Origin of the sequence: Roseibium sp. (genome assembly GCF_965233565.1) — a bacterium.
Taxonomy (GTDB): Bacteria; Pseudomonadota; Alphaproteobacteria; order Rhizobiales; family Stappiaceae; genus Roseibium.
The window spans coordinates 4,114,849-4,136,442 of the sequence record NZ_OZ247494.1 but is presented as its reverse complement, the minus strand read 5'-3'; the positions used below and the strand labels follow the sequence as shown (position 1 = coordinate 4,136,442).

Genomic DNA, 21,594 nt, shown 5'->3' with positions numbered 1-21,594 from the left:
GCTTGATCCGGCAAAGGGCCTCTCATAAGGTTGCCGCCACCTGACGGCGTCCCTTTTTATGGGACTGAAAGCGATTCCGGATGCGGTTGACCCAAACAGGGGACCTAGGCCGGAGCTGTCCACGGCATAAACGGACGTGCGGTTGTCGAACCGCATGCCGCATGTGTTTGCTTTCACCCCTGGTCGCCGACGCCAAAGATTGCCGTTTCCGGCACCTGCCACCTGGGGGAGAGACATGACCCGATATCTGACATTTGCCGGCCTTGGCGCCGTTCTGCTGCCGACTTCCGCCCACGCCCATGCCGGGCACCTGGGCGAACTTGCCGGTCATGCCCATTGGGTCGGCGCTGCCGCGCTCGCCGGCGCGGCCCTGGTTGCGGGTGTCATCGCCCTGAAGGACCGCAAGAAAAAACAGGACGAAGCTGACGCCGAGGCGAAGGCCGACGAAGCGGAACCCGCCGGAGAAGCCGCACAATGAGTGAAAAACTCGGACTGATGATCTGCGGCCATGGCAGCCGCAACAAGGGTGCGGTCAAACAGTTTGCACAGCTGGCGGAAGGCCTGAAGGCCAGGTTCCCGGACTGGCCGGTGGAATACGGCTATCTGGAATTCGCCAACCCGGTGATCCATGACGGCCTGAACAAGCTGCGGGAAGCCGGCTGTACCCGCGTGCTTGCCGTGCCCGGCATGCTGTTTGCCGCCGGTCATGCCAAGAACGACATCCCCTCGGTGCTCAACACCTATCAGGCGATGCATCCTGAAATGACCATCTCCTACGGCCGGGAACTGGCCGTCGACACGCGCATGGTCAAGGCCGCTGCAGCACGCATCCAGGAGGCGATCGACGCTGCCGACAGCGACGTACCGCTGCACGAAACCCTGCTGATGGTGGTCGGGCGCGGTGCTTCCGATCCGGATGCCAATTCCAACGTCACCAAGATCACCCGCCTTTTGTGGGAAGGCTTCGGTTTCGGCTGGGCCGAGACCTGCTACTCCGGCGTGACCTTCCCGCTGGTCGGACCCGGCCTCGAACACGCGGCCAAGCTTGGCTACAAGCGCGTCATCGTGTTCCCGTATTTCCTTTTCACCGGCGTCCTGGTGCAACGGATCTATGGCACGACGGATGAAGTTGCCGCCAATCATCCGGAAATCGAGTTCCTGAAGGCCGGTTACCTGAACGACCATCCGCAGGTGATCGATACCATGGCCGACCGGGTGCAGGAGATCCTGCAAGGCGCCAACCTGATGAACTGCCAGATGTGCAAGTACCGGGAACAGGTGCTCGGCTTCGAGGCCGAAGTTGGTCTCGCCCAGGAAAGCCACCACCACCATGTGGAAGGTCTCGGAGCGGAAGCCGAGTGCCAGCTTTGCGAGGAGTTCTGCACCGGCGCCTGCGAGAAGCAGGTTCGCGCAGGTGGTCATCATCATCATCATGACCATTCCCACGATCACGGCCATTCCCATGATCACAGTCACGGACATGGGCATCACCATCATGACCACGGGCATGAACATGATCACGGGCATGCCCATGATCATCACCATCATCCCTATCCGCATGCGGACCATCCGCACGGACCGAAATCGCTGAACCGGGAAGGTTAGGCGCGCCGTGAGCACCGACCCGATGCCGTCCTACGACTATGAAAAGGACCCGGCGGCGATCTACCGTCAGTCCTTTTCGATCGTGCGGTCGGAAGCACAGCTGTCGCATCTGCCGGATGGGCTCAAACCTGTTGCGGTGCGGTTGATCCATGCCTGCGGCATGACCGATCTTCCGCAGGACCTCATGTGGTCGGACGATGTTGTCGATGCGGCCCAAGCCGCGTTTGCCGGTGGTGCCGCCGTGTTGTGCGACGTTGAGATGGTTGCCCATGGCATCATCCGCTCCCGTCTGCCAGAGACCAGCGAGGTCATCTGTACGCTGAACGACCCGCAGGTGCCGGTGCTTGCCGAAAAACTCGGCACAACACGCTCTGCAGCGGCCATCGAACTCTGGCGGGATCGGCTGGACGGTGCGGTTGTCGCTGTCGGAAATGCCCCGACAGCACTCTATCATCTCCTGGAAATGGTCGCGGCAGGCGGCCCGAGACCGGCTGTCGTGCTCGGTTTTCCGGTCGGCTTTGTCGGCGCTGCGGAATCCAAGGACGCACTTGCCAAAAACCCGTTCAGCCTCCCTTATCTTGCCGTACGCGGTCGCCGGGGCGGCTCCGCCATGGCAGCCGCTGCGGTCAACGCCCTTGCCGCCGGCCTTCCTGAGGAGCGCTGAGGTGGCAGACAGGACCCCGAAAAAGCCGTTCAAGTCGGTTGCCGGCAACAAACCCATGCGCTCGCGCGGGTTTCTCTCCGCGCCAGGTGGACAATCTGCGGCCTCGACCGCAGACGCCGGCAATTCGGCAGAGGTCCAGACGCACCACCGCTCCAGAGGCGCACGCCAGGTGTCAGTCTCAACCGACGGCAAGCCCAGGGACCTTTCGGTGAAGCCGGTGATCCGGCCCTACACGCTGGAGGACACATGAGCGCGCCCTGGCTGACCCTTGTCGGCATCGGTGAGGATGGCGTTCTTGCACCCGGCGGCGCAGACGCGCTGGCCCGTGCCGAGATCGTCTATGGCGGCACGCGTCATCTGGAGCTGGCCGGTGAAATTACCGCTGAAAAACGCACATGGCCAAGCCCGTTTGCCACGGTCTTTGCCGATCTCGCGGCACTCAAGGACAAACGGGTTGCGGTTCTGGCGACGGGCGATCCAATGTGGTTCGGGATCGGCGCATCCCTGCTGAAACACTTCCCGGCCGAGGACTTGCGCGTTCTGCCCTCGCCGTCTGCCTTCCAGCTGGCGGCCGGTCGCATGGGCTGGGCCTTGCAGGACACGGAGTGCCTGTCTGTTCACGGCCGCCCGGTCGACCTGCTGCGCGCCGCGCTTTACCCCGGTGCGCGCCTGCTGGTGCTGACCAGCAATGGCGAAACGCCGCGTCAGGTGGCCGACCTGCTGGCTGACGAAGGTTATGGCCGCACGCGCATGACGGCGCTTGAGCATCTTGGCGGTTCGCGCGAGCGACGCATTGGCGGCACGGCCGAAGACTGGTCGCAGGACGTTGCCGACTTTCATACGCTGGCGCTGGAGGTTATCGCCGATCCCGGCATCCACTTCCGCGCGCGCACCCCTGGCCTTGCCGACGAGGCCTTTCGCCATGACGGCAAGATGACCAAGCAGGACATCCGGGCCGTGACGCTTGGCGAGCTGAAACCCTATCCGGGCGCCCTCATGTGGGACGTCGGTGCAGGCTGTGGATCGGTTGCCATTGAATGGCTGCGCGCTGCCCCGCGCACGCGAGCGATTGGCCTTGAACCTCACTCGGAGCGCCGCCAGATGGCCGCGGAAAACGCCGTCGCGCTCGGTGTGCCGCATCTGGAGCTGAAAGACACAACGGCCCCGGCCGGCCTTGAGGGACTGCCCACACCGGACGCGATTTTCATCGGCGGCGGCCTGACCGCTGACGGTCTTGTTGATGGTTGCCTGAAAGCTCTGAAATCCGGTGGCCGCCTCGTCGCCAATGCCGTAACGCTGGAAAGCGAAGCCGTCCTGCTCGCTGCCTATCAGCACCTTGGCGGTGATTTGAAAAAACTATCCGTCCACCGGGCCAGTGCCGTCGGTGGACTGACCGGTTGGCGGCCGCTGATGCCCGTCACCCAATGGAGCTATACCAAGCCATGAGCGGCACCCTTTTTGGCATCGGTCTCGGCCCCGGCGACCCGGAGCTGATGACCCTGAAGGCCCATCGCCTGATTTCCTCTGCCAGGGTCATTGCCTATCCGGCGCCCGACAGCGGCGAGAGTTTCGCCCGTTCGATCGCCGCAGATGTGATCCCGGCCGACGCCAGGGAAATCCCGATTGTCGTGCCGATGCGCGTCGACCGGTTTCCGGCACAGGAGATCTACGACAAGGCGGCGAGCGAGATTGCCGCCGTTCTGGAGACCGGTCAGGACGTCATCACGCTGTGTGAAGGCGACCCGTTTTTCTTCGGCTCCTTCATGTATCTGTTCGAGCGTCTGTCGGACCGTTTCACCATCGAGATCGTGCCGGGCGTGACGTCGCTCACCGCCTGTGCCGCCCAGTTGCGGCGGCCGCTGACGGCGCGCAACGATGTTCTGACCGTCATTCCCGGCCCGCTGCCGGATGTCGACATTTCGCAGAAGATCGAAGAAGCCCAGGCAGTGGCCATCATGAAGGTCGGCCGTCACCTGACGCGTCTGAAGGCCCTTCTGGGCCGGATGGGCCTCCTGGAACGGGCCGGTTATGTCGAACGGGCCAGCCTGCCGGAACAAAAGGTTTATCGCCTCATTGACGTCGAGGCAGACACCGCCCCTTACTTTTCCATGATCCTCATCTACAAGGGAGACGAAGCGTGGACGCTTCCCCCATCCTACTCGTCCTGAACGAGGCCGGCCTCGGCGCCGCAGAAGAAATCGCCAAACGCTTTTCCACGGCCCGCATCCACGGGCTGGCCGGGCGCGTGCCGACGGCGGACACGCAGTTCAACGAGACCATCGACCATATCCAGCTGCTGTTCCAGGCGGGGCACCCGATCGTCGGCTTCTGCGCCAGCGGCATCCTGATCCGCGCGCTTGCTCCGCTGCTGTCCGACAAGACCACCGAACCGCCGGTGATCGCGGTCTCCGAAGACGGCTCCAGCATCGTGCCGCTGCTCGGCGGCCATCGCGGCGCCAACGAGCTGGCCAGGCTTCTGGCCAAGGCGCTTGGCGGCCACGCCGCTGTGACCACCGCCGGCGACACCAAGCTGGGCATCGCGCTGGACGAACCGCCCAAGGGCTGGCGTCTTGCCAACCGTGAGGATGCCAAGCCGGTCATGGCCGAGCTGCTGTCCGGCGCTTCCGTGCGCATCGAGGGTCGGGCCGACTGGCTGCGCGAGGCAAAGCTGAAAGAAGAAGACGAGGCCGCGATTTCCCTTGTGGCCGCCGAAGAACCGGACGAAGGCGGCCCGACCCGGCTTGTCTACCATCCGCAGCGCTATGCTGTCGGTGTCGGCAGTGCCCGTGGCTGCGAGCCGCAGGAACTGATCGATCTGGTCGAAGCCCAGCTGCTTGACGCCGGTATCGCGCCTGGGGCCGTTGCCGTGGTCGCCACCATCGATCTGAAGGCCGACGAAGCAGCTGTCAATGCGCTGGCGGACCATCTCAATGTGCCCTTGCGGATCTTCACCGCCGAGGAATTGCAGCGAGAAACTCCGCGCCTGAAAAACCCCTCTCCCGTCGTCTTCAAGGAAGTCGGCTGCTATGGCGTCTCGGAAGGGGCCGCGCTTGCCGCGGCCGGGCCCTTCGCAACGCTGAAGGTGGAAAAACAGAAGACCGAAAACGCCACCTGTGCCATCACACGCTCACCAAAGACCATCGATGTCTCGATGGCAGGCCGCGCACGCGGTCATCTTTCCGTCATCGGCATCGGTCCGGGCAAGGACGACTGGCGCACACCTGAGGCAACGAAGCTGCTGGCCGAGGCAACCGATGTGGTCGGTTATTCGCTTTACCTGGACCTGGTCGAAAACCACATCACCGGCAAGAAGCACCACAATTTTCCGCTCGGTGCGGAAGAGGACCGCGTCCGATTTGCCCTGGAGGAAGCCGGAAAGGGCAAGAATGTCGCTCTGATTTCTTCGGGCGATGCCGGCATCTACGCCATGGGTGCCCTTGTCTATGAACTTCTGCACCGGAACGAGGAATATGGCGGTGTATCGGATGCCGCCAAAAGGGTCAGCGTCACCAATGCACCTGGCATTTCCGCGCTGCAGGCCTGTTCGGCCCGCATCGGCGCGCCGCTCGGCCATGACTTCTGCGCCATTTCGCTCTCCGACCTTTTGACCCCCTGGGAAGTCATCGAGAAGCGATTGAAGGCTGCGGCCGAAGGTGACTTTGTGATTGCGTTCTACAATCCGGTCTCCAAGCGCCGCCGGACACAATTGGCAGCGGCCAAGGAAATCCTGCTGGAACACAGGTCCGCGGCGACACCCGTCATTCTCGGAGTGAATCTGGGCCGGCCGGAGGAAACCATCCGGGTGACCAATCTGCACGCTCTCAGCGTCGATGATGTCGACATGCTGACGACGGTGCTGATCGGTTCGACCAACACTCGCACCGTGATGCGCGGCGACGGCCAGCCCTTCGTTTACACCCCGCGCGGTTATGCCAAGCGGATCGATGCGCCGCGTCCGGAAAGCGTGGAGCCTGAAACCGCGCCGGCGGAGACCGCAGAAGACGTTGCCGCGGAAGACGCCCCCAAAACGGAAGAAACAACATGACCGTCCATTTCATCGGCGCCGGCCCGGGCGATCCGGATCTCATCACCGTGCGCGGCCTGAAGTTGATCCAGTCCTGCCCGGTCTGCCTTTATGCCGGATCGCTGGTGCCCGAACAGATTGTTGCCGCGGCGCCGGACGACGCCCGTGTGATCGACACCGCCCCGATGACGCTCGATGAGATCATCGGGGAGATCAAGGCGGCCCATGACAAGGGGCTGGATGTGGCCCGGGTGCATTCCGGCGACCCGTCCATCTATGGCGCGACAGCAGAACAGATGCGCCGGCTCAACGAGCTCGGCATCGACTATGATGTCACCCCTGGTGTGCCGGCCTTTGCCGCGGCGGCGGCAGCGCTGAAGAAAGAGCTGACGATCCCCGAAGTCGCGCAAAGCATCATTGTCACCCGCACGGCGATGAAATCGTCCGCAATGCCGAACAACGAGGACCTGGACACGTTCGGCAAGAGCGGCGCCACCCTTGCCATTCACCTTTCGATCCGCAATCTGCGCGAAGTCGAACGCCAGCTGACACCGCATTACGGCGCGGACTGTCCGGTGATTGTCGCCTACCGGGTCGGCTGGCCGGACGAGGCGTTCATTCACGGCACCCTGTCAACGATTGCCGACAAGGTGCGCGCCTCGAAGATCACCCGCACCGCATTGATCTTTGTCGGCCATGCGCTGGAACCTGACGCTGACTTCCGCGACAGCGCTCTATACGATGCAGACCACGTGCATGTGCTCAGGCCGAAGAAGAAGGCAAAGGGGTAAGCAGGCGGTGTCCCGTTGACAGGCTGCCGGTTCATTCGGCAGCCCCATTTTATCAACGGTGACATCCGTGCCGGTCGCGTGGCGGTTGTTGCGATCAATGATGGCCGCCGTGGTCATGACCGCTTCCCGTGTCGTAGCCGCGCAGCCTCGCATAAAGCATCTTCTGGTGCCGTGTCAGCAATGGCGCGGTTTCCAGATGCGCTTCAAGATGTGTCAGCCGCAGCTGCGCACGCAAGGCTTCGGCATCGGCCAGCAACCGCTTCAGGGCCTCCGGCTCGGCGGACTTGTCCGAGAACGCATTTTCAAGCTGCAGTTCGGCCTCGATGTAAAGCGCGCCCAATCGGCGGGCTTCGGCGTTCATGGCGTTGAAAATGGCCTCCACCCGGGCCCTTGTTTCCGGCGACAACTGAAGGTCTTCGGCCGCTTCCAACACATGGGCGGGCCCCGGATATCCATTCAGTTCGGCCGGTTTGGCAAGTCCCCAGCCGCGACCGGCCCGCAGGTCCTCGACATCCTTTTCGGACAGGGACTTGATCTGGCGGGTCTCTTCTCCCGCGTAGGGCTGAAGAAGGGCGGCGCCCTGAGCGTAAGAAAAATGCGGGAAACAGAGGCACATGCCAATTATGGCGAAAGCCTTTTGTGGGATTATCGGCGCCATGCATGCTTCCCGCAGGTCGATAGGGCTTTGTAGGACAAGTGTGGCAAAGTTCGAGGCGATCTCATATGATCCGGATCATATGTTTGAGGCTTGATCCACATCTGGTGCCCATGGAGACCTTCACGGATATTCTGAAACGGGCCGGGCTTGAGGCGCAGCATCTTTCTCTTCCCTCAGGCGAGCACCTCTTCTGGACCGGCGACCGCATCACCCGCCTGTATTTTGTTCTGGGCGGGTTGCTGACGATGGTGCGCACCCTCGAAACCGGCCAGGAAGTTGTGGTTCAGCGCGCCGGCACCGGGGAGCTTTTTGCCGAAGCCTCGCTGTTCGCCGAGCGCTATCATTGCGACGCCATCTGTGAAACCGACGTCGACTGCGCCGTTTATGACAAGCAGGCCCTGCTCGCGGCCCTTGCCCGTCCGGACGTGTCACTGGCCATCCTGAAAATCTATTCCAGATCGATCCGGGACCTCAGATCCCAGATCGAGCTGCGCAACATCAAGCGGGCCGACGATCGGGTCCTTGCCTATTTGTCGCTGTTGCCGGCTGGTGAAGATGGGTGGCGAGACCCGGGACTGGCCTGGAAGGATATCGGCCGAACGCTCGGCCTCACCCATGAGGCCATCTACCGGGCCCTGGCCTCGCTGGCGAAGTCTGGCCGGATCGAGCGGGGGAACAACCGGATCAGATTGCAGCGAGGGGTTTGATTGCTGCAAGCCGCTCGCCTAATCTGCCATCCGGACCACCGCAATCGGAGACCTTCATGCCTGACGAAAACCCTCTCTTGAAACAGGCAACCCTGCTGGGTGGTGACCCCGATGCGATCCGGGAATTTTACGAGAACTGGTCGGAGCATTACGACACGGATCTGCTTCTGAGCATGGGCTATGTCGGGCCGGAAATCGCCGCTGAGGCCCTGGTCAGCCACGTCTCCGACACGGCGCTCATCCTGGATGCCGGCTGCGGCACCGGTCTGGTCGGCATTGAGCTCATCAAGCGCAAGTGGGATCTGACCATCGACGGCATCGATCTGACACCCGCGATGCTGGAGCAGTCCCGGTCCAAGGGCGCTTACCGCAAGCTCAACCAGGCCGACATGGCCGGACCGCTTTTCGAGATCGGTGACGATATCTATGACGGGGTCGTCTGTGCGGGTGTCTTCACCGCCGGACATGTCGGTCCCGCCGGCATTGACGAACTCATCCGCGTTGCCAAGCCGGGCGCCCCCGTCGTGCTGACCGTGCGCGACATTGCCTGGGAAGCGGACGGCTTCAAGGACAAGATCGAAACGCTGGAACAAGAGGGCAAGACCCGTGTGGTTTCAGTGACCGAGAGCCCCTACCACACCAAGGAAAACATCTTCTGTCAGCTGGTGGTGCTGGAGGTGGTTTAAGGTGCCCTGGCAATCACATGGGCATAGGAGCCCATGACGGACCCGGCGCGCAATCCCATGTCGGCCAGCCGATTGCTCTCCGCATCTTCCGCCGCGAACAAGCGCTCAGCAGCCCCCTCCGAGACGATCGAGGCATAGTGGAACTCATGCGCCGACAAGGCGCATGACCAAGGCAGGCGCGCGAGCGGGCGAAGCTTCCGATAGCCGAGATGGCGCTTGCGCGCCTGGAACGAGGTCACCAGCGGCAAAAGGCCGAGCATCTCGTGCCTATGCCCGTCCGCATCGATGAGACCGGTGCCAAGCGTCATGTAACCTCCGCACTCGCCATAGATCAGCGTCCCCGCCTCCGCTGCACCTTTCAGACCGGCCTTGAAGCGCTCCGCCCGTGCGAGGCGCCCCGCTTGAAGTTCCGGATAGCCGCCCGGCAGATATATCGCGTCTGCATCCGCTGCAGGCGCCTCGTCGGCAAGCGGTGAAAAGAAAGAGATCTCGGCCCCGTCTTGCCGCCAGGTTTCCAGAAGATGCGGGTAGGAAAAGGCAAAGGCAGTGTCCCGGGCAACGGCGACCTTCTGTCCGAGCGGGGCAGGCAGATGCTTCTTGCCGGTTCCTTGCGGACCAAGGCTTGCTGCAATCTTCTGCAGTCGCCCCAGGTCGACATGATCGCGGCAAAGGCGGGCCGCTCCGTCCAGAAACCTCTCCAGATCCGGATGTTCGCCGGCCTGAACCAGTCCCAGATGGCGCTCGGGCAAAACCAGGTCCTTTGAACGCGGCAGGGCGCCCAGCACCTCGATGTCCTGCGGCGCCAGGGCCTGCCGCAACATGGCCTCATGCCGGGCGCTGCCGACCCGGTTCAAAAGGACACCGGCCACAGAAACATCGTCCCGGAAGATCCGAAAGCCATGAACCAGTGCGGCAACGGACTGGGCCTGCTTGGCGCAATCCACCACAAGAACGACCGGCAGGCCCAATGTTGAAGCCAGATCGGCCGCCGAGCCCTTGCCATTCGCCGCCCCGTCAAAGAGCCCCATGGCTCCCTCGACCAGAAGCAGGTCCTGCCCTTGCGCACGATCCCGCGCCAAGGACCTGAGCGTTTCCGGTGTCATCGCCCAGGCATCCAGATTGATGCAGGCGGTGCCACTTGCGGCTTCATGAAAGCGGGGATCGATATAATCGGGACCTGATTTTCCCGAGGCGACTGTGAGACCCACGTGCTTCAAGGCTCTAAGCAGTGCCAGGGTCAGAGTTGTCTTGCCCGCACCGGACGACGGCGCTGCAATCAGGAAACCGCCGGGAGAAAACGTAGCAGGATCAGCCGGCATCGACCGAACGGCGGTCCTGCCGCAGTCCCAGCGGATCGCTTTCCAGAACCCTGCCCGACAGCGCCCCAAGCCAGTCCAGTCCGCTGCGCAGGCGCACCACCTCGCCGACACAGACGATGGCCGGCGGCTCGATATTCGCGGCTCTGGCATCCGCGAAACACCGGCCGAGCGTGGTTTCCAGAACCTCTTGCCCGGCTAAGGAAGCGTTGCACACGATGCCCACAGGCTCGTCCACAGACCGTCCACCGGTTATCAGTTTGCCGGCTATCGTCTCAAGATGTTTCATCGCCATATACATGACGATCACGGGCGAGCCCTTGGCGATCCCTTCCCAGTTTACGGCGTCCGGCGTCAGGCCGGTCTGGTCATGGCCGGTCAGGAAGGTGACCGCCTGGTTGCAGTCGCGGTGCGTCGCGGGAATGCCGGCATAGGCCAGACCGCCGATCCCGGCGGTGATGCCCGGAATGATCCGGAAGGGCACGCCGGCTTCCACCAGACCGAGCGCCTCCTCGCCACCGCGGCCAAAGACAAACGGATCGCCGCCCTTCAACCGCAGCACCCTTTTGCCTGCACGGGCGTAGTCGATCAGTTTCAGCGTGATGTCACGTTGCTTCGGGCTCGGCTTGCCGCCGCGTTTGCCGGCATAGTCCGTTATGGCACCCGGTTTCACCCAGTCCAGAATGCTCTGGTCGACCAGGGCGTCGTAAACAACCACGTCCGCCTGGCGCAGGCCGTTCAGCGCATGCAGCGTCAACAGGCCCGGATCGCCCGGTCCCGCACCTGCAAGCCATACCCAGCCCGGTTCAAACACCGGCAACCCCTTCGGCAGACTGTTGTTCTCTGTAGTGCCCGTCATATGTCCTGTTTACCTGCGCAAACAAAGGCAGCCAAGCAAAACCGCGATCAAAAACAAAAGGATTACGACATTTTATCGCGCAGGTGCTCCCAGGGGCAGAAAAGCGGAAATGCATCGGATATAGAAACCTGATGTCGAAAACTGAGCCAAAAGAATTGCGACGCGGCTGGACGACCGGCGCCTGTGCGACGGCGGCGGCCAAGGCCGCCTATTCGGCTCTTCTGACCGGGACGTTTCCCGACCCGGTCGATATCACCCTGCCGCGCGGCGGAACCGCCGCCTTTGCCCTGACCCGGCACGATCTGTCGAACGGCAGGGCAATGGCAACCATCACCAAGGATGCCGGCGACGATCCGGATGTCACCCATGGGGCGCTGATCACCTCCGCCGTGCGGCTGTTGCCGGAAGGATCCGGTGTCCGCTTCAAGGCCGGGGACGGCGTCGGCACGGTCACAAGACCCGGCCTGCCGATCCCGCCGGGAGAACCGGCGATCAACCCGGTGCCGCGCCAGATGATGGAAACGGCCATTTCCGAAATTGCGTCCCGCCATGGCGCACCGGGCGATGTGGAAATCGAGGTCTCGATCGGCGGTGGCGCCGAGCTTGCCCTGAAGACCATGAACCCCAGGCTCGGCATTGTCGGCGGCTTGTCCGTTCTGGGCACCACGGGCATCGTCCGCCCGTTTTCCTGCGCGGCCTGGATCGCCTCCATCCACCGGGGCATCGATGTCGCACGCGCCGTCGGCCTCACCCATGTTGTCGGAGCGACCGGCAGCGCCTCGGAAGACGCGGTCAGACACCGCTATGACCTCGACGAGACCGCCTTTCTCGACATGGGAGACTTTGCCGGCGGGCTCCTGAAATATCTGCGCAGTCATCCGGTGGAGAAACTCACGCTGTCCGGCGGGTTTGCCAAATTCACCAAGCTGGCCCAGGGCGCGCTCGATCTGCATTCCGCCAGAAGCTCCGTCGATTTCGGATATTTGCAGGATCTGCTGGTGGAAACCGGCGCGCCCGGGGACCAGGTCGCGGATGCCCTTGAGGCCAACACGGCCAAGGAAGTGCTCGACCGCGCGCTCACCGCCGGTGTCGACCTGAGCACGCCGCTGGCACGGCGCGCGAAGGCCGCAGTGCGCGACATTCTGAGAGATGCGCCGATCTCTGTTGAAGTCCTGATCACCGACAGATCCGGCAATGTGATCGGCGAATGCGGATTTGACGATGGCACATGACCATATCCTGCTTCTGGCCGGCACCCATGAAGCCCGTCAGCTGGCACGCGCGCTTTCCAAAACCTTTCCCGAGACCCGGCTGACGGCCTCGTTTGCCGGCGCTGTCTCTGATCTGCCGGACCTCGGCATACCGACCCGGGTCGGCGGCTTTGGCGGGATCGATGGCTTGCGCGCCTATCTGGAAGCAGAGGCTGTCACGATCATGGTGGATGCGACACATCCTTTCGCGGCACAGATGAGCCGCAATGCAGCCGCTGCCACCCGCCTCACCCAAGTGCCCCTGTTGCGCCTTGACCGGCCCGGCTGGACAGTGGAAACCGACGACACCTGGCAGTCGCTTGATACTCTCAGCGATGCCGCCTCTGCCTTGCCAACAGGGGCGAGGGTTTTCCTGTCGGTCGGGCGCAAAGACATCGGACTTTTCACACATCGCACGGATCTTTTCGGCCTGGCGCGCATGATCGAGCCGCCCTCCGAGCCATTGCCGCCTCATTGGCAGCTGATCCTGGCACGCCCGCCGCAGGCGGTCGAAGAAGAGCTCTCGTTGATGGAAACACACCGGATCACGCATCTGGTGACCAAGAACAGCGGCGGCACCCGTGCCTTTGCCAAGATCGCAGCCGCCCGCAGACTGTCGCTACCCGTCTTCATGATCAGCAGGCCGGATTTGCCCAAGGCCGAAACGGCGGGCTCCGTTGACGAAATGATCGCGCTGGTGAAGGGCCATTTAAGCCCGGTTGCAGATTAGGCGCTTTTTTCGGACCGGCCGTATTTGAACCTGGCCACCGCGAAGAGGAAACGCGGAATTCCGATCACATAACGATGAAACAGTCGGCGCGGTTCCTGCAGCAAGCGGAACAACCACTCCAGTCCGGCCTTGCGCACGAAAGCCGGTGCGCGGACGACGGCACCGGACATGAAATCGAAGAGGGCGCCGACACCAACAGCCACCGGTACGTTCAGCTGCGCGCGGTTCCGGGCGATGAAAAACTCCTGGCGCGGGTTGCCCATGGCGACCAGAAGCAGATCCGGCCTGGTGGCGTTGATCTCTGCACAAAGACCTGCAACGTCCTCTTCCCGAAAGAAGCCGTCCCGGCAGCCGACCACCTGATGGTCGGGGTATCTCGCCTCAATATGCTGTTTCGCTCCGCGCACCTGCTCCTCCCGGGCGCCGAGCAGGTAGATCCTCATCGGAATACCGACACCCGCCAGGATGTTTGGCACAAGATCCGTGCCGTTCAGGTTTGCCGGAAACGGGCGCCCGTCAAGCAGCCGGCTGGCCAGATTGATGCCGATACCGTCGTTCAGGAGCGTCATCTTCTGCAAGGTGTTTGCGTAGTCGGGATTGTCCAGGGCAGTCAGGACGGTGTGGGCATTGCAGATGGCGATATCCAGCTGCTCGCGTTGCTGAACAGATGTCCGGACCAGAGAAACGGCGTCCCGAAGGTTCAGACGTGCAATGGCAAACGGCCCGATCCGGGCCATGTCGGCACCGCCGGTCGGCGTCTCGCCTTGTTTGCCATTCGCTAACATTCCAACTCCAGCCCTTGCTGCCTGCGGTCCGTTCCGGTCCCCGGCAGATTGTTCGTTCTTGTTGTTGCGCGCGCCTCTCAGGTAGGCACGCCGCCCCGTCGGATCTAGCCCCAATCCCGGAGACAGTCAGGTTTTTCAGGCCGTTATTAACGCACCTGAGCGTTCAGTCCGCGGTTTCCAGTCTCTCCCGCCAGCCGCGTTGCGGCACATCGTTTCGTTCGAACCTGCCACGTTCCTTGAGCGGCCTGGCCGGATTGCCTGCAAAAACCGTCCAGGGTGCCAGATCTTTCGCGGTCACACCGCGCGCTCCCAGGACAGCCCCTTCGCCGACTGTCACGCCCGGACCAACAAAGGCCTCCGCTGCAACCCAGCTATAGGCTTCGAGCGTCACCGGTTTTGCGATCAGCAGAAACCTGTCGTCGTTGATGTCATGCGAGCCGGCACAAAGATGCGCGCGTTTGGAGACGACCGCGTATTTGCCGATAGTGACCGGTGCCATGTTGTAGATGTCGGCTTCATCGGCAATCGCCGCGAAATCTTCCAGCACAAGATTGCCCGGATGCCAGATCCGTGCGGATGGCGCAACATAGACACCCTCGCCGACTTTGGCTCCGAACTGACGCAGCAGGAAACGGCGCCAGCCATGCAGGGGTTGCGACCAGGACGCCAGCAGGAACCAGGTCACACCCCAGAGAATGCGAAACAGGCGGTTCTTGAGGCCAAAACTCTTTGCCCCAAGCTCCTGCGCATTCCGGTCAGGATCACTGATGTCCGTCATTCAAGTTGTCTCCATGGCAGGATACCGCACCGCAAGGCCCGCAGTGGCCGCCTTTGCAGGCGTAATGTGCAGGCCGGACCTTTAGACTTGGTTATTTTTGCCAACGACCGTTATCGGGTAATGTCCGAAATTCGATCCCTCCACAAGGCCCGGTTTTCGCCAAAAGCGCAACGCCATTCACCTTTTCTTGAAACGTCTTGATGGATGGTCGCCGCAATTGCTTCCCAAATGCGCTGATGATTGCGGCCCCCCTTGTCCGGCGGCAACCAGAGGGAGGTCGAGAATGGAGGAGACTGCCGACGTGACCGAGGCTGAAGAAGGCGAACCGCTTGTCCTGCATCTGAGCGCCGATTATCCAGACGATCACCGCGGCCACCGCAAGACCACGGCCATAGAGCGTCTCGTCACGGGTGCAGGATATGGGGAACATGTGGTCTTTTCGCTCGACCGGACCAGCCTGCCCTGGAAGACCCATTTCTTCGATTGCGGCATGGTCAACGGAGCCCGGCTTTATGCCTACCGGTATTTCGGCTTGCCGGCAGGTCTCGGCCTAGCGCGCTCCATGCGCAGCGTTGCCGGGCGCGTTGCCAGGGTGATGGCACAGAACCACCGCCGCCCGGATCTCATACACGCGCACAAGTTCTCGTTTGAAGGCATTGCCGGACTGAAACTGACCGAAGACTATGGCCCGAAGACACGGTTTTTCGTTTCGGTGCGCGGCGAGTCGGAGCGAAAGGTCCTGCTCTACAAGCCGACCTATCGGTCCCTGATGCGGCGCATTGCCGAACGGGCGGACCAGATTTATCACGTCTCCGCCTGGTTCTGTAAGATCTTCCACCAATATGTGCCGGAGCAACCGGTCAAGGAGCGCCTCCTGCCGAATATCGTCGGCAATACCAGCAGAGACCTGCCCCAATCCGAACCGGACAACCGTTTTGTCAGCGTGTTCGACCTGAATTACAGCAAGCGAAAGGGGCTGACGGACCTGTTGAAGGGCTACAGCCTCTTCCGGCAAAGCCATCCCGACACGGGACTGGACCTGATCGGGCCCGGGAGCGAGGCGTCCATCGCGGCTGCAAAGAGGGAAATTGCCGACCTGGGTCTGGAAGATCATGTGCGTCTGCTGGGGCCGATGAAGCCCGACGCGCTTTTTGCCGCCCTGCCCCATTATCTCGGCATGGCCCTGATCAGCTACAACGAGACCTTCGGCATGGTCTATCTGGAGGCCCTGTTTGCCGGGCTTCCGATTGTTTACGGCAAGAACACCGGCATTGACGGGTACCTGGACGACGTCAAGGCGGGTGTGGGCGTGACACCGGGCGACACCGACGGCATTGCGTCGGCTCTGGCAGAACTCGCTGAAAACAACAGCAGCTATCGCGCGGCCATCAAATCCTCTGCGCGGGTTCTTCACGACCGGTTCAACCCCGACAGTATCCTTGAAGGCTACCGGTCGGACATGCAACGTTTGCTGATGACCGACCAACCCCGGAGACAGTCTGCCTGATGCGCGCCGCCCCGCCCTGCCCGATCCTGTCCGTCTTTCGATCGCTCTGCCTCGTCGCTGCCGTGTTCAGTGTCTTCCTGCTGACGGCCCTGCACGGGACCCCCAACGGCTTGCGCGCCGAGACGACAGGAGCGTCCTCCGGTGCCTATCCCGTCTTCAAGCGCGGCATCAACCTGTCGCGCCTGCAGAACTTCTCCCGCAGCGATCCGAACCGGCCCGGCAAATACATGTGGCCACCCTTTCAGGGGGCCCTGTCGCAGGTGTCGGATGGAGAGCTTGACCGGCTGCGGGCACTCGGCTTCGATTTCGTTCGCCTGCCCGTCGACACGGGGCCATTCCTGGCGGGGACGGATCCTGAGCGGCGCCTGCTGCTCGACGGGTTGAAGACCCTCACGATCCGGTTGATCGACAAGGGTTTTACCGTCCTCGTCGATATGCATCCGGCCAGCTACAATTCCGTCTGGACGCCCAAGGACATTCTGGCGGACCCGCATGGACCGGCGTTTCAGGCCTATACCGATCTCCTGGTTCAGGTGGCGAAACGCATCAGGGACCTGCCGTCGTCAAAGGTCGCGTTCGAACTCTTCAACGAACCGCAGCCCGTCTGCCGGCGCACGGATGCCGAAGATTGGACCGTGACGCAAAAACGTCTTTATGACGAGGTCCGGAAGGCCGCACCGGATTTGCCGATCATGCTGTCCGGCCCCTGCTGGTCGTCGATCGACGGCATCACGCGGCTCGATCCGGGACAATATGACGACAGGACGCTGTTTGATGCCCATTTCTACAGCCCCCATGATTTCACACACCAGTCGATCGTCTGGTCGTCGCCACCCTGGCGTTACATCGCCGGGCTGAGCTATCCCTGGGACAGGGGCAGCGTGGAGAACACCGAGCGGATAACGCGCCAGTATCTGGAGATCCTGCGCACCGGACCGAACCCGCCGCCGGACGATGCGTTCGACCAGGCCCGGAAGGGCATCCGGGACTACTATGACAAGAAACCGGATCTTTCCTATATCGAGCAACGCTTCGACAGGCTGGCAGACTGGGCTGCCGATCATGGTGTTGCGCCTGACCGGATCGTCATCGGCGAATTCAGTGCCTGGCGGCCGCCAAACGGCCTGGAAGACGATGGCAGCCGCAAGGCCTGGATCGAGGATGTCCGCAAAACAGCAGAAAGCCACGGCTTCGGCTGGGCCCTCTGGGACTATTACGAAGGCTTCGGCCTGATGACCGACAATCAGGCCAGGACCATCGACCCAGACACCGTCGAAGCCCTTGGTCTCGACCTGAACGCGTTGACGGCCGGAACCGGACAATAAAGCGCAAGGCCAGCAGCCGGATGCCGACGGCTGCGCCCCACTTGCAAGCATCCTGGGGACGGCGACCGTGTGCGTTTTGCCTTGTTCTTTGCAGAAATGATATGATTGTCGGGGTTGCACCCCGTTCCGGAGCCAAGGATTTGACAGACACGCCCGCCGCGAATACCGCGCTTAACAGCCCCGCACCGAGGACCGGCCTCCTCGATCGGGTCTTTAACGCGATCCCGGCTCTGATCCTGGCCTATCCGGTCCTGATCTCTCCGTTCCTACTGGACTATTCGGGCGGTGACGGCGCGGACAACAACCTGGCCGCCTCCAAGTCGAATGCGGTCAACCAGCTGTTCTGGATCGGGATCTTCGGCTTGACCGTCCTGACAGCCGGGCGGCGCCTCAAACGCAGTTTTTCCGTTCTGCGCAACCCGGTGGTCTGGGTGCTACTGGCCTATCTCGGGCTTGCGCTTTGCAGCGTGCTCTGGTCGCCCGCCCCAGACATTGCCTTCCGCCGGCTGGTGCAACAGGCAATCATCGTTCTTTCCCTGGTCATTTGCGTGTCGTTCACGGACGATCCCAAGGCCCTTCTCGGCAAACTCGTTACGCTCATGACCACCGTCGTGATCCTGAACACGGTTGCCGTGGCGGTCCTGCCGCCAACACCGCTCGGGCACGCGGGCATCTATTCCCACAAGAACGGTCTTGGCGCGGTGATGGCCCTTGCCTTCATGATCAATCTGTACGGCATGATGGTGACCAAGGGGCTGTTGAAACGGGCCGGCATGCTGGTGATTTCCGGCCTTGCCTTCGGCCTCCTGGTGCTGAGCCAGTCCAAGACATCGCTCGGCCTGTCCGTGCTCATGCCCATCATTGCCTATTGCCTGGTCGGCATGGCCTGGCTGTTCCGCATGAACGCCGCCATCCTGCTGCTGTTTTCCATGGCCACCGGGATCGTGCTGTGGTTTTTCGTGTCCGCTGTCACCCGGTTCGGCTTTTCCGAGTTGTCGCTCTTCCTGTTCAATGACGAAACCTATACCGGCCGCACCGTGATCTGGGTCTTTGTCCTGGAGGTGATCTCCCGCGCCCCCTTCTTCGGTCAGGGCTATTCCTCCTTCTGGGCCATCGGATCGGATTCCATCGTGTTTCGCGAAGCACCCGGCTTCGTCGTCTCCCTGCTTCAGGCGCATAACGGCTATCTCGATGTCATGATCGAGACCGGGATGGTCGGGTTTACCGTCCTGATCCTGATGGTCCTGGTCGCCCTGTTTTCGACCGCCCGGGCCGTCCCTCTCAACCGGCAGATCGCCTTCCTGTGTTATTCGCTGATGCTGTTCGTCATCTGTCACAACATGCTGGAAAGCAGCTGGTTCCGCGGCTACTCGCTGAACTGGCTGATTTTCCTGATTGCGGCACTGCTTCCGGGAACCCTGTCGCGGCGTCGTGATTAGGGCGTGCTCCGGCGATCTGGTAAATTCCCATTCTCGCCCCAAATTAGCAGTTCACTAACCATACAAGTTTACATCTGGTTGGAAGTGTGCAGCCGGACAGATGGCCGAATTTCCTGGAGCGCGAAAACGTCGCCGACATGACTTATTCCGATCAACCCTCTCAAGGTACCAATGACCTTGCGCTTGACTTGCTTGGGATCATAGGCGTCCTGCGCCGGCGAATCCTGTTCGTGCTGCTGATTGCCTTTGTGTTCGTTGCCGGAACCGTCTCCTGGTCGCTCACCCTGACACCGATCTTTCAGGCCACGTCCCAGGTGCTGTATGACCCGACGGTACGTCAGCCGTTCGACGACCCGAACCGCCCGAGCCGGTTCGGTCAGGGGGCTGAAGTAATCGACAGCCAGATCTCCGTCATCCATTCCGACACGGTGCTCCGCCCGGTGGTGCGCAACAACAATCTGGTCAGCGATCCCGTTTTCAATACCGAGGCATCCCCCGGACTTGTCGGTCAGATCGTCGGCATGGTGCGCGGGTCAAAACCGCCGAGCGAGGAGACCATGGCGGCGGCGGAGACGGCGGCGCTTGAAAAGCTCTCCGATGCCCTGAGCGTCAAACGTGTTGGCCAGACCTATGTCATCAACGTCTCCGTCGAATCGCCCAGTCCGACCCAGGCCGCCGTTCTCGCCAACGCGATTGCGGAAAGCTATCTGAACGACCAGAGCCGGCAAGTGGGCCAGGCCTCGCAGGAAGCCGCCTATCAGATCGACGACCGGCTGGTGAGCCTGCGCGAACGGCTGCGCCAGGCGGAATCCGACATTCAGAAGTTTCGCGCCGAAAACAAGCTGCAAAGCGCCAATCAGGGCCTCCTGCTCAACGAGCAGGAACTCTCCGGCCTGAACTCGCAGTTGATTGATGCCCGGGCGGCTCTCGCGGAAGCAACCGCAAAGAACAGCGAGATCCAGCGCGTTCTGCAAAATGGTGTCGATGCGGAAGCGATCGGCGATGTGGTCAATTCCGGAACGATCACCCGGCTGCGCGAGCAATTTGCCCAGGCGGCCCGTACGGAAGCGGACCTCCTGGCAGACTTGCTGCCGTCCCATCCTTCCGTCATCCGCGCCAGATCGCAGCTGCAGCGGATCCGCGGCCTCATCCGCGAGGAAGTCAGCCGGATCGCCGAATCCACCCAGATCGACCTCAAGGTCAACCAGGAACGCGTCAGCAAGCTGGAAGAGCAGATCGATGCCTCCCGAAACCTGAACAACGCGGACAGCGCGGCCTCGATCAAGCTGCGCGAACTGGAAACCGAAGCCCAGGCGACCCGCTCGCTCTACGAGATCGCCCTTGCCCGGGCAAAGCAGATCAGCGAGCTCGATCAGGTGGTTCTGCCCAATGCGCGGATCATCACGCCCGCCGTCGCACCCGACAGCCCGGTCTGGCCCAAAAAGAAAATCATGGTGATCCTGGCTGGCATTCTCGGCGTTCTGGTCGGCACGGCCCTGGCCGTCGGCGCGGAAGCCATCCGGATTGCAAAGAAACACCTGATGGCCGCAATTGCGCCCGGAGCAATGCAATCTGCGGTGCCCGCCACCGCGGTCGCGGCACCTGCGCCCCCTGTAGCACGAGACCCGGACTGGGATCGCGACCCCAGGCCGGCGCACTCGACCGGTTCCCTCCAGGCGGCCGTCAAGGCGATCCGGCGCGTTCCTCAACAACGCGCCCGCAGCCTGAAAGTCATCAGCGACCTTCCCTGGCTCTCCGGGTCGGATGAGCGCGGCGCGCTCCGTCCGCTGGATGCGGATGTCGTCACGGCCGTTCAGGACGCAATCGACCAGTTCTACGCCAATCACAACGGACCGGGGCGTCCATTCGGCCAGAGCGTCGACAGGATCGTTACCGAGATCGAACGCATGCCCTCGGGCGGCCCCAGCCAGATCGTCTTCCTGACCTCACCCGCCCTCGGTCATGGCCAGACGGTCAGCGCGCTGGCACTGGCCCTTGCCGCTGCCCAGCGCGACCTCGACGTTCTGCTTGCCGACGGCGAGCCGAAGCAACGCATGCTCAGCCACGATCTCAGCCTCGACGAAGACGCCCCCGGCGGGCCTATGCGGGACCGCGTCGTCGCTTACGACGAGCTCGGCATCTCCTTCCTTTCGCTTGTCTCCGGACTGCCGAAATACAAACATCACCGCATGAACATCCGGGAAGCTTTCGAATTTGCCGACGTTGCGCGTGATTATGATCTCGTCATCATCGACGGAGTGGCGCTGCCGCAGCTCGCGGAAGACGATCCGCTGGCGGGTCTGGCAACCAGTTTTCTGGTCACGGTTGCCGAGCGGGAAGAACAGCAGATCTCGATGCCGATCCTGTCCCGGGACCTTCTGACGATCGCCGATGGGCGTCCGGCCGGGCTTGTGCGCACCATGACCGGCAACAGCGCTCCGCCGCGCCGGAAATACGCGCGCTAGGCCCT

General features: G+C 62.4%; 21 protein-coding genes. 16 read left to right on the top strand and 5 right to left on the bottom strand.

Translation table 11 applies throughout. The annotated features are described in order from the left end of the window. Nucleotides 1-235 precede the first annotated feature (235 nt). Genes ACO6TG_RS18935 through cobM form a run of 8 tightly spaced genes read left to right on the top strand, consistent with a single transcriptional unit; the run spans nt 236 to nt 7,084 of the window. Complete coding sequence (locus tag ACO6TG_RS18935) at nt 236-478, top strand: DUF6732 family protein (RefSeq protein WP_422374616.1); 243 nt, start codon at nt 236-238, stop codon at nt 476-478. Then, a complete protein-coding gene (locus tag ACO6TG_RS18930; protein WP_422374615.1) occupies nt 475-1,605 on the top strand; it encodes a sirohydrochlorin chelatase in 1,131 nt (376 codons plus the stop codon). The genes ACO6TG_RS18935 and ACO6TG_RS18930 overlap by 4 nt, the downstream gene beginning before the upstream one ends. Before the next feature lie 22 nt (nt 1,606-1,627). Next, the gene (locus ACO6TG_RS18925; RefSeq protein WP_422378911.1) at nt 1,628-2,269 is read left to right on the top strand and encodes a precorrin-8X methylmutase; all 642 of its coding nucleotides are present in this window, start codon (nt 1,628-1,630) and stop codon (nt 2,267-2,269) included. Between the two features lies 1 nt (nt 2,270). Then, entirely contained in the window at nt 2,271-2,519 is a 249-nt protein-coding gene (locus ACO6TG_RS18920; RefSeq protein ID WP_422374614.1) for a hypothetical protein, read from the top strand. Continuing rightward, entirely contained in the window at nt 2,516-3,715 is a 1,200-nt protein-coding gene (gene cbiE, locus ACO6TG_RS18915) for a precorrin-6y C5,15-methyltransferase (decarboxylating) subunit CbiE (protein WP_422374613.1), read from the top strand. Before ACO6TG_RS18920 ends, cbiE begins: the two co-directional genes overlap by 4 nt. Next, nucleotides 3,712-4,437 carry a precorrin-2 C(20)-methyltransferase gene (gene cobI / locus ACO6TG_RS18910; protein WP_422374612.1) on the top strand — a complete coding sequence of 242 codons (726 nt, stop codon included), beginning with the start codon at nt 3,712-3,714 and terminating at the stop codon, nt 4,435-4,437. Before cbiE ends, cobI begins: the two co-directional genes overlap by 4 nt. After that, on the top strand, nt 4,407-6,314 hold the full coding sequence (cobJ, locus tag ACO6TG_RS18905) for a precorrin-3B C(17)-methyltransferase (RefSeq protein ID WP_422374611.1): 1,908 nt from the start codon (nt 4,407-4,409) through the stop codon (nt 6,312-6,314). The genes cobI and cobJ overlap by 31 nt, the downstream gene beginning before the upstream one ends. Then, entirely contained in the window at nt 6,311-7,084 is a 774-nt protein-coding gene (gene cobM, locus ACO6TG_RS18900; RefSeq protein ID WP_422374610.1) for a precorrin-4 C(11)-methyltransferase, read from the top strand. Before cobJ ends, cobM begins: the two co-directional genes overlap by 4 nt. Before the next feature lie 94 nt (nt 7,085-7,178). Here cobM and ACO6TG_RS18895 read toward each other — a convergent pair whose 3' ends face one another. Further along, nucleotides 7,179-7,742 carry a hypothetical protein gene (locus ACO6TG_RS18895; protein ID WP_422374609.1) on the bottom strand — a complete coding sequence of 188 codons (564 nt, stop codon included), beginning with the start codon at nt 7,740-7,742 and terminating at the stop codon, nt 7,179-7,181. 83 nt (nt 7,743-7,825) lie between these two features. Between ACO6TG_RS18895 and ACO6TG_RS18890 the strand changes: the two genes are divergently transcribed. Next, on the top strand, nt 7,826-8,449 hold the full coding sequence (locus tag ACO6TG_RS18890) for a Crp/Fnr family transcriptional regulator (RefSeq protein WP_422374608.1): 624 nt from the start codon (nt 7,826-7,828) through the stop codon (nt 8,447-8,449). 56 nt (nt 8,450-8,505) lie between these two features. Next, entirely contained in the window at nt 8,506-9,135 is a 630-nt protein-coding gene (locus ACO6TG_RS18885) for a class I SAM-dependent DNA methyltransferase (RefSeq protein WP_422374607.1), read from the top strand. Here the strand turns inward: ACO6TG_RS18885 and ACO6TG_RS18880 are convergent. Beyond that, a complete protein-coding gene (locus ACO6TG_RS18880; protein WP_422374606.1) occupies nt 9,132-10,454 on the bottom strand; it encodes a cobyrinate a,c-diamide synthase in 1,323 nt (440 codons plus the stop codon). The two genes, ACO6TG_RS18885 and ACO6TG_RS18880, sit on opposite strands and share 4 nt — an antisense overlap. After that, on the bottom strand, nt 10,444-11,310 hold the full coding sequence (gene cobA, locus ACO6TG_RS18875) for a uroporphyrinogen-III C-methyltransferase (RefSeq protein ID WP_422374605.1): 867 nt from the start codon (nt 11,308-11,310) through the stop codon (nt 10,444-10,446). Before cobA ends, ACO6TG_RS18880 begins: the two co-directional genes overlap by 11 nt. A gap of 131 nt (nt 11,311-11,441) precedes the next feature. Between cobA and ACO6TG_RS18870 the strand changes: the two genes are divergently transcribed. Then, nucleotides 11,442-12,542, top strand: coding sequence for a cobalt-precorrin-5B (C(1))-methyltransferase (locus ACO6TG_RS18870; RefSeq protein ID WP_422374604.1), 1,101 nt, complete (start codon nt 11,442-11,444; stop codon nt 12,540-12,542). After that, on the top strand, nt 12,532-13,290 hold the full coding sequence (locus ACO6TG_RS18865; RefSeq protein WP_422374603.1) for a cobalt-precorrin-6A reductase: 759 nt from the start codon (nt 12,532-12,534) through the stop codon (nt 13,288-13,290). The genes ACO6TG_RS18870 and ACO6TG_RS18865 overlap by 11 nt, the downstream gene beginning before the upstream one ends. Here the strand turns inward: ACO6TG_RS18865 and ACO6TG_RS18860 are convergent. After that, nucleotides 13,287-14,075 carry a WecB/TagA/CpsF family glycosyltransferase gene (locus ACO6TG_RS18860; RefSeq protein WP_422374602.1) on the bottom strand — a complete coding sequence of 263 codons (789 nt, stop codon included), beginning with the start codon at nt 14,073-14,075 and terminating at the stop codon, nt 13,287-13,289. The two genes, ACO6TG_RS18865 and ACO6TG_RS18860, sit on opposite strands and share 4 nt — an antisense overlap. Before the next feature lie 163 nt (nt 14,076-14,238). Next, nucleotides 14,239-14,853 (bottom strand): putative colanic acid biosynthesis acetyltransferase, encoded by a 615-nt coding sequence (locus tag ACO6TG_RS18855; protein WP_422374601.1) that lies wholly within the window; start codon nt 14,851-14,853, stop codon nt 14,239-14,241. Nucleotides 14,854-15,136: 283 nt separating this feature from the next. Between ACO6TG_RS18855 and ACO6TG_RS18850 the strand changes: the two genes are divergently transcribed. The 4 genes from ACO6TG_RS18850 to ACO6TG_RS18835 all read left to right on the top strand — a co-directional run bounded on the left by ACO6TG_RS18850 (nt 15,137) and on the right by ACO6TG_RS18835 (nt 21,589). Continuing rightward, nucleotides 15,137-16,360: a glycosyltransferase gene (locus ACO6TG_RS18850; RefSeq protein WP_422374600.1), complete on the top strand. Its 1,224-nt coding sequence runs from the start codon at nt 15,137-15,139 to the stop codon at nt 16,358-16,360. Next, nucleotides 16,360-17,685, top strand: a complete 1,326-nt coding sequence (locus tag ACO6TG_RS18845; protein WP_422374599.1) for a glycoside hydrolase family 5 protein — start codon at nt 16,360-16,362, stop codon at nt 17,683-17,685. Before ACO6TG_RS18850 ends, ACO6TG_RS18845 begins: the two co-directional genes overlap by 1 nt. Nucleotides 17,686-17,825: 140 nt before the next feature. Further along, nucleotides 17,826-19,124: an O-antigen ligase family protein gene (locus ACO6TG_RS18840; RefSeq protein WP_422374598.1), complete on the top strand. Its 1,299-nt coding sequence runs from the start codon at nt 17,826-17,828 to the stop codon at nt 19,122-19,124. A gap of 86 nt (nt 19,125-19,210) precedes the next feature. Beyond that, nucleotides 19,211-21,589 (top strand): GumC family protein, encoded by a 2,379-nt coding sequence (locus tag ACO6TG_RS18835; protein ID WP_422374597.1) that lies wholly within the window; start codon nt 19,211-19,213, stop codon nt 21,587-21,589. Nucleotides 21,590-21,594: the final 5 nt, after the last annotated feature.